The organism is Shinella sp. GW821-FHT10F02, from assembly GCF_058809275.1.
In genome coordinates this window covers 333,087-345,996 of sequence record NZ_JBXASL010000001.1, presented here as the reverse complement: position 1 = coordinate 345,996, position 12,910 = coordinate 333,087, and the positions used below count along the sequence as shown (strand labels likewise).

At 62.8% G+C, this 12,910-nt stretch carries 13 protein-coding genes; 1 reads left to right on the top strand and 12 read right to left on the bottom strand.

The window, feature by feature from the left end; genetic code table 11:
- Positions 1-38: 38 nt before the first annotated feature.
- The 12 genes from AC1RWL_RS01630 to AC1RWL_RS01575 form a co-directional block, all read right to left on the bottom strand.
- Positions 39-1,037 (bottom strand): Bug family tripartite tricarboxylate transporter substrate binding protein, encoded by a 999-nt coding sequence (locus tag AC1RWL_RS01630; protein WP_493093546.1) that lies wholly within the window; start codon positions 1,035-1,037, stop codon positions 39-41.
- Positions 1,038-1,203: 166 nt separating this feature from the next.
- Positions 1,204-2,151 carry a LysR substrate-binding domain-containing protein gene (locus tag AC1RWL_RS01625; RefSeq protein ID WP_435269234.1) on the bottom strand — a complete coding sequence of 316 codons (948 nt, stop codon included), beginning with the start codon at positions 2,149-2,151 and terminating at the stop codon, positions 1,204-1,206.
- Positions 2,152-2,243: 92 nt separating this feature from the next.
- Positions 2,244-3,428: a 2-methylaconitate cis-trans isomerase PrpF gene (gene prpF / locus AC1RWL_RS01620; RefSeq protein WP_493093547.1), complete on the bottom strand. Its 1,185-nt coding sequence runs from the start codon at positions 3,426-3,428 to the stop codon at positions 2,244-2,246.
- Positions 3,429-3,431: 3 nt separating this feature from the next.
- Complete coding sequence (locus AC1RWL_RS01615) at positions 3,432-4,934, bottom strand: tripartite tricarboxylate transporter permease (RefSeq protein ID WP_493093857.1); 1,503 nt, start codon at positions 4,932-4,934, stop codon at positions 3,432-3,434.
- Positions 4,934-5,383, bottom strand: coding sequence for a tripartite tricarboxylate transporter TctB family protein (locus tag AC1RWL_RS01610; protein ID WP_493093548.1), 450 nt, complete (start codon positions 5,381-5,383; stop codon positions 4,934-4,936). Before AC1RWL_RS01610 ends, AC1RWL_RS01615 begins: the two co-directional genes overlap by 1 nt.
- 135 nt (positions 5,384-5,518) lie before the next feature.
- Positions 5,519-6,997 carry an aldehyde dehydrogenase gene (locus AC1RWL_RS01605; protein WP_493093549.1) on the bottom strand — a complete coding sequence of 493 codons (1,479 nt, stop codon included), beginning with the start codon at positions 6,995-6,997 and terminating at the stop codon, positions 5,519-5,521.
- A gap of 20 nt (positions 6,998-7,017) precedes the next feature.
- Positions 7,018-7,731 carry a 4-carboxy-4-hydroxy-2-oxoadipate aldolase/oxaloacetate decarboxylase gene (locus AC1RWL_RS01600; RefSeq protein WP_439623580.1) on the bottom strand — a complete coding sequence of 238 codons (714 nt, stop codon included), beginning with the start codon at positions 7,729-7,731 and terminating at the stop codon, positions 7,018-7,020.
- Positions 7,732-7,766: 35 nt separating this feature from the next.
- Positions 7,767-8,474, bottom strand: a complete 708-nt coding sequence (locus AC1RWL_RS01595) for an HpcH/HpaI aldolase family protein (RefSeq protein ID WP_493093550.1) — start codon at positions 8,472-8,474, stop codon at positions 7,767-7,769.
- Positions 8,471-9,403 (bottom strand): NAD(P)-dependent oxidoreductase, encoded by a 933-nt coding sequence (locus AC1RWL_RS01590; protein WP_493093551.1) that lies wholly within the window; start codon positions 9,401-9,403, stop codon positions 8,471-8,473. Before AC1RWL_RS01590 ends, AC1RWL_RS01595 begins: the two co-directional genes overlap by 4 nt.
- Before the next feature lie 47 nt (positions 9,404-9,450).
- Positions 9,451-10,974, bottom strand: a complete 1,524-nt coding sequence (gene tcuA, locus AC1RWL_RS01585; RefSeq protein WP_493093552.1) for an FAD-dependent tricarballylate dehydrogenase TcuA — start codon at positions 10,972-10,974, stop codon at positions 9,451-9,453.
- A gap of 273 nt (positions 10,975-11,247) precedes the next feature.
- The gene (locus tag AC1RWL_RS01580) at positions 11,248-11,877 is read right to left on the bottom strand and encodes a TetR/AcrR family transcriptional regulator (RefSeq protein WP_493093553.1); all 630 of its coding nucleotides are present in this window, start codon (positions 11,875-11,877) and stop codon (positions 11,248-11,250) included.
- 74 nt (positions 11,878-11,951) lie between these two features.
- Complete coding sequence (locus tag AC1RWL_RS01575; protein WP_493158262.1) at positions 11,952-12,629, bottom strand: SDR family oxidoreductase; 678 nt, start codon at positions 12,627-12,629, stop codon at positions 11,952-11,954.
- Between AC1RWL_RS01575 and AC1RWL_RS01570 the strand changes: the two genes are divergently transcribed.
- A complete protein-coding gene (locus AC1RWL_RS01570; RefSeq protein WP_493158268.1) occupies positions 12,546-12,773 on the top strand; it encodes a hypothetical protein in 228 nt (75 codons plus the stop codon). The genes AC1RWL_RS01575 and AC1RWL_RS01570 overlap by 84 nt on opposite strands.
- Positions 12,774-12,910 lie beyond the last annotated feature (137 nt).

Here is a 12,910-nt window from a genome sequence, read left to right as displayed (position 1 = left end):
GCCGCGCAGAGGATGGTGTTCAGGTTGGTTTTCAGCGATCAGAGCTGTTCGGCTACGCCGGATTCCTTGACGACCGTGGCCCATTTCTTGATGTCGCTGGCCACCTGCTTGGCGAACTCTTCAGGCTTGTTGCCCACGAGCACGGCACCGGTCGGCTCGAAGCGGCCGCGGAAGCCGGGATCATCGATGAGCGCCTTGACGCCCTCATAGACTTTCTGGACGATCTTCGGGTCCGTGCCGGTGGGAACGAGAAGGCCATACCAGAGATCGGATTCGAACCCGTCGAGGCCAGGCAGTTCGGCGACCGCCGGAACGTCCGGCAGGGACGAGTTGCGGTCCAGACTGCTGACTGCCAGAGCGCGCAGCTGCCCCTGCTTGATATAGGGCGACGCGCTGAGGATGGAGACGAAGAGGCAGTCGATATGGTCGCCGAGAAGGGCGGTGATCGACGAGCCCGTTCCCTTGTACGGAATGTGCGTGATGTCGACGCCCGCGCGCGACTTCAGCATTTCGAGCGCCAGATGCGCACCGCCGCCGACGCCCGACGAGCCGCAGCTCAGCGTGCCCGGGCTTTTCTTCGCGAGTTCGAGGAACTCTTCCATGGTCTTTGCCGGCGATGCCGGCGGCACCAGGAAGACGAAGGGCAGGCTCGACAGCATCGAGACCGGCGTAAAGTCCTTGATCGGATCATACTTCACGCGGTCGCCGAAGAGCTGCGGATTGATGGCGATCGTGGCATTGGTGGTCAGAAGCAGCGAGTAGCCGTCCGGCTTCGATTTCGCGACGATGTCCGTTCCCAGATTACCGTTTGCACCCGGCTTGTTTTCGACGATCACCGCGTTGTTGTTCCAGAGGCCCTGAAGCTTGTTGGCCAGTTCGCGCGAAACGATGTCCGTGCCGCCGCCCGCCTCGAACGGCGTGATGATACGGACCGTCTGGTTCGGATAGTCCTCCGCGGACTGCGCAAAGACCGGAACGCTTTGCAGGGCGAGTAAGGATATTGCTAGTCCGGCAATCTTCTGACGATATGAAAACATGACTTTCCTCCCTTTATGCTGGGGAGTTTAGTAAGCGGGTCATGCAGGCGCAAAGCGTCATTTTCGATAGTAGTATGCGATACAGGAATACTGGGATCAATGCCGCAAAAGACCGCTCTCCCCTCGCGCGAGGGCGCGCTTTGTCGCTCAACCAGGTGGATTGGCTCTACTTCGCCGCGCGCTCGCGCTCACGCGCCCGCAGCGTCGCGCGGACATGGTCCGGCGTCAGCGTCGGCGTCAGAAGTTCGATGAAATCGAAGATGAAGCGGCGGATATAGGTGTCGGTCCGCAGGGTGACATAGCTGGTGCTCGCCTCGAAGAGATGGCTGGCATCGCGCGCGCGCAAAGCCCTGTCATGAGCCGGGTCAAAGGCATCGGTCGCCATGACGGCGATGCCGATGCCCATCTCGACATAGGTCTTGCCGACATCTGCATCCACGGCGTTGAACAGGATGGTCGGCGTAATGCCCTTTTTCTCGAAGGCGTCGAGAATCTTCCATCGGCCGCTGCGATGCGGATCGTGCGCGATCATCGGATATTTGGCGATTGCCTCCAGCGTCAGGGTCTTGACCCGGAAAATGGGGTGGCCCTTCGGAGCGATCAGGCTGCGGGTGATCTGGTAGCAGGGCAGGCGCAGCAGGTGGGGAAAGGGCCGCATCGTTTCCGTGCCGACGGCAATGTCGGCCTTACCGGTCTCCACCGCCTCGCAGATTTCCGTCGGATTGCCCTGCAAGAGCCCTATCCGCACATGCGGATGGCGCTGGACGAAGCTCTTGATGACGCGGGGCAGGATATATCGGGCATGGGTATGGGTGGTCGCGATCGTCAGCGTGCCGCCTTCCTGGGCGCCGTAATCCTCGCGGATGTTCTTGAGGCTCTGGACTTCGTTGAGGATGCGCTGGGCGATTTCGACGACTTCGCGGCCGGGATCGGTCAGGCCGGTCACCCGGTTCCTGCTGCGCTGGAAGATCGAGAAGCCGAGTTCGAGCTCCAGTTCCTGGATCTGCTTGCTCATGCCGGGCTGGGACGTGTTCAACGCATCGGCGGCGGCCGAAATATGGTTGCCCTGCCGGTTGACCTCAATGACATAGCGAAGTTGGCGAAGCTGGACCATGGGCATTTCCTGCGGTGATGACCTCAGGCCCAGTCTATGCGGCTTCTATTCGCTTCGTCATGAAAAATATCAGGTTTTCCGTAAAACAGCGATCATCGGGCAATCGCGGCAAGGCCGCTTTCATCCTGCGGCCAGAATTCGCCCGGCGTGCAGACCCATCCCTCCATCAGCCGCCGTGCCGAGCGGCTCATGGCGAGCCGATCGGCGGTGAACGTCCCCGCCGTTTGAGAAACGTCCGCTTCGACCGTCAGGATACCCGATGCGTGGCCGAGCCTGACTTTCGGGCTGTAGGTCTGCGCAAGGCGATGAGGCACCGTACCCGGCACCTGCAAGGCCGCAGCGATCGCGGCGGCACCCGTGCCGGTGATCGCGTGGTGCAGCTTTCCCATCGATATGATGCGCGCCACCAGATCGGTCGACGCAGCACCGATGACCTGTCCGTTCGATGCCCGGTAGTCGATGGAAGGAGAGACGAAGGCGAGTTTCGGCATGTGCGGTCGCGTCTGTGTCGCCTCCTGCGGTGTTTTCGCCAGGCCCATGGCGACGGCGCAGGCGGCGCGGATCATCTCCAGGCGCTCCAGCAGTTCGTCGTCGCCGTTGATGTGCTCGGGCAGCTCCGTTCCGGCCAGTCCGAGCACACGGGCCTCGACGATCGCCGTCGCCATGCCAGCCTGGAGAAGCGTGACATCGAACCGGCCGATGCCCGGCACCTCCACCCTGTCCAGAACTCGACCCGTGGGGAAAAGCCCACCGTCCGCGTTGTCCTGCGGCGGATATTCTATGAGGATTTCGGCACCGGCAAATGCGACCCCATCCATCTCGAACGAACCGGTCTCGGCGGTCTGGCCGGCCCGCACCGGCACGCGGGCCACGATCTGCTGGCCGAGATTGACCTGCCAGATCCTAACGGTCGCAACGCCGTCGGACGGCACGTCGACGAAGCCTTCGTCGATGGCGAAAGATGCAGTCGCACTCAGGAGATTGCCGCAGCTTCCGGACCAGTCGATCAGGGCGCGATCAACCGCGACCTGACCGAAGAGATAGTCGATATCGCAGCCGGGGCGCGTCGACCGGGAGATGACCGCGACCTTGCTTGCGCTGGAATGGCCGCCGCCCACGCCGTCCATCTGGCGACCGTAGGGGTCAGGGCTTCCAAAGGCGCGCAGCAGCACGCGGTCGCGCACCGCCGGGTCCGAGGGCAAATCCTCCAGCCGGACGAACAGGCCCTTGCTGGTGCCGCCCCGCATGAGGACGGCGGGGATGCGGCGTCGCGTCATGGCTCAGCCTTCCGCGATCGCCTGGTCCTTCTGCTTGCGAACCAGAGGAACGACCATCAGGATCATGAGGCCAAGCGCGATCGCCAGGAAAACGGCGCTGAGTGGCGACGAGACGAAGACCTCCAGGTTTCCGTGCGACTGCAACATGGCGCGGCGGAAATTTTCCTCGATCATCGGTCCGAGCAGGAAGCCGAGGATGAACGGCGCCGGTTCGCAGTCGAGCTTCAGGAAGACATAACCGAGCAAGCCGAAGAAGGCCGCGAAGGCGATGTCGCTGGCGCTCATGTTGACCGTGTAGATGCCGATGCACGAGAAGACGAGAATCAGCGGATAAAGCCAACGATAGGGAACCTTGAGAAAGGCGACCCAGAGACCGACCAGCGGCAGGTTGAGGATGACGAGCATCACATTGCCGATCCACATGCTGGCAACCAGGCCCCAGAAGAGTTCCGGATGCGACGTCATCACCTGGGGACCCGGCGTGATGCCGTGGATCATCAGGGCGCCGAGCAACAGCGCCATGGTCGCGCTGCTGGGAATGCCGAGGGTCAGCGTGGGGATGAAGTGCGTCTGCGCGGCGGCATTGTTGGCCGATTCCGGGCCGGCGACGCCTTCGATCGCGCCTTTGCCGAAGCGGGACGGATCCTTGGCGAGCTTCCGTTCAAGCGCGTAGGAGGCGAAGGAGGCGATCGTCTGCCCCGTTCCCGGCAGGACGCCCAGGATGGAGCCGATGCCGGTGCCGCGCAAAATGGGTTTCCAGGATGCCTTCAGGTCTTCGCGGGTCGGCATGAGGTTAGTCACGCGCCCGGTCAGCACTTCGCGTTTCATCGAAACGCCGAGATTGACGACGATTTCCGAGAACGCGAAGAGGCCGGCAGCGACGACGACGAAATCAAAGCCCTCGGCAAGGCCGTCCATGCCAAAGGTGAAGCGGTCGATGCCGGAATTGACGTCCGTGCCCGCCAAACCGAAGATCGCGCCGCAAAACGCCATGCCCATGCCCTTGACGAGAGAGCCGCGCACGAGGGCGGACGAACAGATCAGGGCCATGAACATCAGGGAGAAATATTCCGCCGCGCCGAACTTCAGCGCCACGGCGCCAAGCGGCGGCCCGACGAAAGCGATGAGCAGCGTGCCGATGCAGCCGGCAATCACCGAGCCGATGGCGGCAATGGCGAGAGCCGGCCCCGCCCGCCCCTGCCGCGCCATCTGATATCCATCGATGCAGGTGACCGCCGAAGAGGATTCGCCCGGAAGGTTGACCAGGATTGCGGTGGTCGAGCCGCCATAGGCCGCACCGTAGTAGATGCCGGCAAGCATGATCATCGCGCCTTCGGGCGGAAGACCGAAGGTCAGGGGCAAGAGCACGGCGATCGTCACCAGCGGTCCGACGCCCGGCAACACGCCGATGAAGGTGCCGAGCAGCACGCCGGCAAAACAATAGGCAAGGTTCATCGGCGACAGGGCGACGCCGAAACCCAGCGAAAGATGCTGAATAAGTTCCATCACCAGGGCCTCAGTTTGAGGGGAATGTTCAGTCCGTAGACGAAGATGCCCACCGCGATCAGCGTCATCGCGATAACCATGATGGCGAGTTCGCGCATGCTGCCTTCGCGTCCTGCCAGCCGGCTGATCAGCACAAGCGCCACCACCGCGACGATGAGGCCGCGCGATTCGATGAGCAGGCTGAAGGTGAAGACGGCGACGAGGATGAAGGCGAGCGGCCGGATTTCCCAGCTCGTCACGCTTTCGGAGGTCTCCGGATGCAGGCTCGAACGGACCACCATCGTGAGCCCGATCAGCGTCATGATGGTTCCCAGGATGACCGGGAAATAACCCGGACCCATATTGCCCGCCGTTCCCATGTCGTAGCTCTGGCCCAACACAATGGTGCCAAGCCCGATCGCGCCGAAAAGAGCTCCGCTCAGGAAATCTTTTGTGATGTGAATCTTCATTCTTCCTCCCCGTCCTCCGACATGTCGATGCCGGTGCGTCCTCCCGCCCGGCGCCGCTGTCATACAGCGCTTTGTCCGCATCCTGCGCCGGCCTTTGGCCGCCACGGGACGATTCAGCTCATTTTCCGGCGGCTGTCACCGCTGCACGAACGGATTGGCCGACGGCGCACCGTAGTTCATCCAGACGCTCTTCACCTGCAAGTATTCCTTGATCATTTCCGCACCGTTCTCCCGGCCGACGCCGCTCTGGCGGTAACCGCCGAACGGCGACATGTAGCTCGTTGCGCGATAGGTATTCACCCAGACGGTGCCGGCTTTCAACACCTCCGTCATGCGCACCGCCCGGCCGATATCCCGTGTCCAGACGCCGGCGGCAAGCCCGTACATCGTATCGTTGGCAATCCGCACGGCATCCGCCTCGTCCTTGAAGCGGATGACGGAAAGGATCGGGCCGAACACCTCTTCCTGCGCGATGCGCATGCCGTTTTGCACGTCCTTGAAGATCGTCGGCTCGACGAACCAGCCGTCGCCACATTCCGGCCGCTTGCCCGGCTCGCCGCCCATGACCAGCGTCGCTCCTTCGCCGCGGGCGACATCGATATAGTTCAGCACCTTCTCATATTGCGGCATGGTCGTGATGGGACCGACCTGCGTCTGCATATCGGCGGGGTCGCCCATGCGGGCCGCCTTCACCGTCTCGACAAGGCGCTCAAGGAAAGCGTCGTGGATGGAATCCTCGACCAGAAGGCGCGAGCCTGCGAGACAGGTCTGGCCGGTGGCCGCGAAGATGCCCGCGATGGCGCCGTTCACCGCTTCGTCCAGGTCCGCATCGGCGAAAACGATATTGGGCGATTTTCCGCCAAGCTCCATCGTCACATGTTTCATGGTCTGCGCCGCCGAGGCATAGATCCGCTTGCCTGTCGCGTCCGATCCGGTGAAGGCGACCTTGGCGACCTTCGGATGTTCCACCAGCGGCGTGCCGACCTCGTTGCCGAAGCCCGTGACGACATTGACGAGGCCGCTCGGCGCGCCGGCTTCCTCGATGATCTTGACGAATTCCAGAACGGAGGCGGAAGTGAATTCGGACGGCTTGATAACCACGGAATTCCCGGCCGCCAGCGCCGGCGCCAGCTTCCACGCCGTCAACATGAGCGGCGAATTCCAGGGCGTGATGACGGCCACGACGCCGAGCGGCTCGTAGCGCGTATAGTTGAGATATCCGCGTTTATCGAGCGGGATGACGGAGCCTTCCACCTTGTCGGCGAGCCCGCCATAGTAGTGATACCAGTTCGGCATGTAGCGCATCTGCGCCAGCATCTCGGCCATCAGCTTGCCGTTGTCGCGCACTTCGATGGCCGCCAGCTGTTCGGCGCGCTGCGCGGCAAGGTCACCGATGCGGCGCAGCAGCGCGCCGCGCTCGCTTGCCGTGCTGGAAGCCCAGGGGCCGGTGGTCACCGCCGCGTGGGCGGCTTCGACGGCTTTTTCCACATCCGCGGCGTTGCCCCGCGCGATCCGCGCCCAGGGCTTGCCGGTAAAGGGATTGAACGTGTCGAACCATTCTCCACCGTCGGGATCAACGAACTTGCCGTCTATATAGTGCTGAAAATCCTGCATTCCGGTCTCTCCCGTCATCGTCATGCGCCCGGCTCATTCGGCGAAATCCACGTCGCGTGTTCCACGACCTTGCCCTTGAGCAGCCTGTCCATATCGAGCGCGCCGTGGGCAGGATCGGGCAGCAATTCGTTCAGGTTGCCGTTTTCCATCGACAGGGCTTCCGCACGCTCGCGCTGCATCGCCTTGGCGAGAATCTGCTCGGCCAGCAGGCGCGGCACGACGGTGATGCCGTCGTCATCGCCGACCACGATATCGCCGGGCGAAACGACGACCCCGCCGACCTGCACCGGAACGTTGATCGAGCCGGGCGTGTTCTTCTGCGGGGCGCGCGGTGACACGCCCCTGGAGAAGACGGGAAACCGGTCGCGGCGCAACAGGGCCACGTCGCGCACCGTCCCGCTTGCAACGACGCCGACGCCACCGCGGCCGCGCACCTGCAAGGCACTGCGATGGCCGAAACAACCGCTGTCGGAATCACCGGCATCGATGACGAGCACGTCACCCGGCTGCATCATCTGCACCGCCTTGTGCGTCATGATGTTGTCGCCGGGAAAACAAAGCACCGTGAAGGCGGACCCTACCATGGTGATGTTTTCGAAGATTGGGCGGATATCGGCTTTCATCGCGCCATGGCGGCCCATCGCGTCGCTCAGGGTGGATGTCGGCACACCCTTGAACGCCTCGATCAGCTCGGACGGCGCCCGCTGGAAATCATGATAGATATGGCCGTACATGGCCTCTCCTCCTAAAAGTCCTTCATGTCGTTCGCTCAGGCGCGCTCCACCACGCGCGTTTCGCGAACACCATCGAGAAAGGTCCGCGCCGGACCGGCGACGAACGTCTTGACGTGAACGTTGATCCAGCGCAGCCCCAGGCGTCTGTAATGCTCGACCATGTGCAGATCGCCCTGAACATTCATCCCGGCCACGCGCCCGGCGCGTTCGATCATGCCGATGGCATCCTCGACCGCCTGCCGCACCTTCGGATGTTCGGGCTGCCCCTTCAGGCCCATCGACTGGGCGAGGTCCAGGGCGCCGATATAGAAGACATCGACCGCCTCGGATGTCAGCATCTTCGGTAGATTGACGAGTGCGGATTTCGACTCGATCATCGCCACGAAAAGCTTCTTTGTATGGTCGCCTTCCCATTGGGTGATGCCATGGGCGATCGCCGCAAGTTCGACGGGCGTGTCGACATGGGGCGCCTGGATGCCGTCCACGCCGCAGCTCAGATAACGGTTGATCAACCCGATCTCGTTGGACCAGGGACGCACGATGGACGCCATTCCCGATGCGCGCGCCGCCCGGGCCAGATCCTCTACTTCCTTGAAATCGGTGCTCGCATGTTCGCAATCGATGAAAACCGCATCGAAGCCGAGGCCGCCGACGAACTCGACGAGGCGCGGCGTTGGAAAGTCCGTGTTGCAGACCGCAATCGTCCCGCCATTCTTCAGCCGGTTTTTCAGGTCGTGGCTCATCGGCTTGCCTTGGCAGGGCTCGCGCTCGCCGCACTTTCGGTGACGAAGCGTGCAAATTCCGTGTGGTCGGCGTTGGGGCCGTTCCACGCGCGCGCGTCCTCCCAGAGCTGAAGGCAGGCATGACCGAGCGTGGCGGGAACCTCGCAGGCATCGGCCACGTCCATGGCGAGCTTCAGGTCCTTGACCATCAGCTCCAGCGCGAAGCCGGAATCATAGGCATTGTTGAGAACATACTGCTTGAATTTGTTTTCCGTGCTGTTGTTTCGCCCCGTGGAGGCGTTCAGCACATCGATGAGAACCTCGCCGTCGACGCCGAAGCGCTGCGCGACGAGGAGCGCTTCGGCCGCCGCCGCGAGACCAGCGGCCGAAACGTAATTGTTGAGAACCTTGACCGCATGGCCCGAGCCCAGTGGCCCGATATGAAAGCGCTTGCCCATCATCGCGAGAAGCGGATCGAGGTGATCGGCCAGCGCACGATCGCCACCCACCATGATCGACAGCTTGGCGGCAATCGCCCCCTTCATGCCGCCGGAGACCGGGGCATCGAGCAGGGCAACGCCGAACGCGTGGAGATCCTCTCCAAGCGCCCGTGTGCCCACCGGTGCCGACGAACTCATGTCGACGATCGTCGTGCCCGCCCGCAAACCGTGCACTAGGCAGTCGCCCCCGGCACCGTCACCGAGGGCGACGTTACGGACGATCCTGCCATCCGGCAGCATCAGCACGACCACGTCCGACCGCTCGCCAAGCTCGGCGAGCGAATGGGCGCTGCCGCATCCGTGCTCCGCCGCGAAGGCATCCGCCTTCTCGCGGTCCACGTCATAGACCGTAAGCTGCCAGCCGCCGGCAATCTGATTGGCCGCCATAGGCCGGCCCATGTTTCCGATGCCGACGAAGCCAACCTTCGTCGTGCCCTTTGAAGCGGTCAACGTTTTCCTCCCTTTCACAAGCTTTTGCCGACGGTTCAGTGCCGGAATTACATGGCCGAGACCTTTGCTGCCCTGATGCTTTCCTTGCTGGCCTGCGCCGCGATGGCGGCGTTGCGCCCGGCGATGCGGCCGAAGACCGCGCCGCTCATGAGGCCCGTCGCGCCGGGATAGTTGAAGTAGAACAGGCCGCCGACCAGCTCGCCCGCCACATAGAGGCCGGGGATCACCTGCTCGCCGCCGTCGATCGCCTGGGCGTCGGTGGAGATGCGCAGGCCGCCGAAGGTGAAGGTGATGCCGCAGGTCACGGCATAGGCTTCGAATGGGCCGGTCTCGATGGGGTTCGCCCAGTTTGACTTGGGAATATCCAGGCCGTCGGTGCGCCGCCCGTCCTTCACGGTCGGGTCGAAGGGCACGTCGCGCGTGATGGATGCATTGTAGTCGCGCACCGTCTTCAGGAAGGTTTCGCGGTCGACATCGCCCATCTTGTCGACCAGTTCCTCCAGCGTATTGGCGACCACGCGGGTGACGCGACGGGTCTTGTATTCCGGCCGCAGGAGATGGACGACGGTGGAATCGAAGATCTGCCAGGCGAACTGCCCGGGCTGTTCGAGAATGACCTTGCCGTATTTCGCATAGGTGTAGTTGCGGATGTCCGCGCCCTCGTCGAGGAAGCGCTTGCCGGTGGCGTTCACCATGATCGACCAGGGATAGCTGTCGCGCTCGTAGTCGCCGGTGACGGAGAGGTCGCCGAAGTCCTCAGCGTAGCGCTCCCAGCCCACGGCATGGCAGCCGGACCAGTTGCCCTTGGGCTGCGCGCCGACTTTCAGCGCCATGTCGAGCCCGTCGCCGGTGTTGAACTTGCTGCCGCGCACCTTGGCGAGATCCCAGCCCGGGCCGAGATATTTGGTGCGCCATTCGCTGTTTGCCTCGAAGCCGCCGCACGCCAGCACCACCGCCTTCGCCCGAACCTGCTGCGTCACGCCGTCGAGCTTGACGACGACGCCCTCGACGCCCGCATCCGAGCTGATGAGCTCGCGGACCCACGCATTGTAGCGCACGTCGATGCCCGCCTTCTTCACCGCCGCATAGAGCGAGTCGACAAGCCCCTGCCCGCCGCCCCAGGCAGCAAGCGTCGCGCCGCCCCAGAACTTGAACTTTCCATCGACCTTGAAGGACTGGCGGCCGAACTGCGGATAGAACTTTACCCCCTGCTTCGCCATCCAGTGCATGGTGGCGTTGCTCTGGCGCACGAGGATTTCGCAGAGATCGGGATCGGTGCGATTGTGCGTGATGCGCGCCATGTCGTCGAAGAACATGTCTTCGGTGTAGCTGCCGAAATCGCTGTCCATTTCCTCGGGCGTCAGGTCCGGGGACAAGGCCCGGATGTCATCCGAACCCGTATAGGCAAAGCGCATCAGGCCTTCGGTATAGGAACTGTTGCCGCCGCGCTCGCCTTCGGGAGCACGTTCCAGAACGAGCACGCTGGCGCCAGTCTCCCGCGCCGACAAAGCCGCGCAAAGCGCCGCGTTGCCCCCTCCCACAACCAAAACGTCATACTCAATCTCACTCATCGGCCGCTCCATGACTCCATCCTCGCGAACTTTCGTGCTGGGTCATTCCTAGCAAAGACGCTGCCGGAATTATCAGACTATCTGGTGCTTCTAGTATTCCGGAGGAGCATAGTGAGAGGAGGAACGGCCAGATTGGCCGAGACAAGCGAAGCTTGACGGAGCGCGCGGATCGGCACTGGCTTGGGACGGCGTATCGAGCGTCACGCGCCGCAGCGTGCCCGGCCTTTTGCCCTGCAAGCTTGAATCAGGCAGATCTCAGATGGATGCCGAACATCAACCGGCCGGCCAAACGAGCATGGCGGCATCGATGATCATGTTGAGCTTCTCGGCGGACGCGCCGTCACGCGCCTGGATCGACAGCCCTTCCAGAACCGTCGTGTAAAAGGCAGCAAGCCGGTCGACGTCGGCGGAAGACGTGAGGTCACCCTCTGCAATACCGCGCGCAATGCGCTCCCTGAGCGTCATTTCTCCGTTCAACCGGTTGTCGGCGAGAAATGCACGCACGCTCTCGTTCTCGGGAGCGCCAAGCAGAGAGGACAAAACGATCATGCAGCCGCGCGGCCCCTCTTCGACGGCATAGGCGCGTGCGTTCGAGCGCAGCATGGTCTCGACAGCCTCGCGGGCCGTGGTGGCTTCGCTGAGGCTTTCTGATGTCGCGCGCCCTTCGAGGCGGTCGTAGAGCTCGACAGCCTCGCGAAAAATCTCCTCCTTGCAGCCGAAGGTCGAATAGAGGCTCGGCTTGTTTACGCCCATGGCGTCGACGAGATCCTGAACCGATGTGCCCTCATAGCCTTGCGCCCAGAAGGTTCGCATGGCGGCAAGCAGGGCCGTATCGCGATCAAATCCCCGCGGGCGCCCGATTGTCGGGGCACCGGCCGAGTTTGGTTTGTTACCAGCAGTCATCTTCAATCATCCGCCCCATAGCGACGCCAATCCGGTCACGTTGATAAACCGTTGCGGGGTTTCTCGATAGCTCGCTATGCCGTGAAGCCGCCATCGATGGCGAGGGATGCGCCCGTGATGAACCGGCTCTCGGAAGCCGCAAGATAGCCGACCGCGGCAGCGATTTCCTCAGGCTGGGCGTAGCGCTTGATCGCCATCAGTTCCAGTTCGGCATCGACCGTCGGACCGTCGGCAGGATTCATATCGGTGTCGGTCGATCCGGGGTCGACGATGTTGACCGTGATGCCGCGCCCGCCAACCTCGCGCGCCAGTCCCTTGGTGAAACCGATGAGCGCGGACTTGCTCATCGCATAGAGCGTCACGCCGCCATAAGGAACCCTATGGGCAAAGCAGGAGCCGATCGAGATGATGCGCCCGCCCGACCCCATATGGGCAAGCGCAGCCTGCGAGGCCACGAAGACCGCCCGCGTGTGGATCGCCAAGGTGTCGTCGATCTCTTCCAGCGTGACGTCCTCGATAGGGCCTGCATAGAACACACCGGCGCTGTTGACGAGGATGTCCAGCCGCCCCAGTTCCCTGGCCACCTGCTCCACCGCACCCCGAATGGCCGCCGGATCGCGGCTATCCGCCCTGATGGCCAGGACCCTGGTCCCGGCTGCATCAAGTTCATGGACGAGATCTTCTGCTGCCTGGTCGGACGCGGCATAGGTAAAGGCAATATCAGCCCCCTCCCGCGCAAGCCGCCGAACGATGGCCGCCCCGATTCCGCGTGTACCACCCGTAACGAGGGCGACCTTGCCTTTGAATTCCATGACGATGATTCCTTTTATACCGATCGTTTAAAAAACGTATGCGAGCCTGTTGCCCCCGTCAAGCATTTCGTACCGATCGGTTAAAAATATATCCAAGGCCCAAGCGAACCGTCGGTACGAACTGCCATCAGGATTCGCTCTATTCACGGTGAAAAATTGGACGTTCTCGCGTTCCGGGTGTAGGCTGGTGCACTCATGCATGCTGACAGTGAGTACTCCAG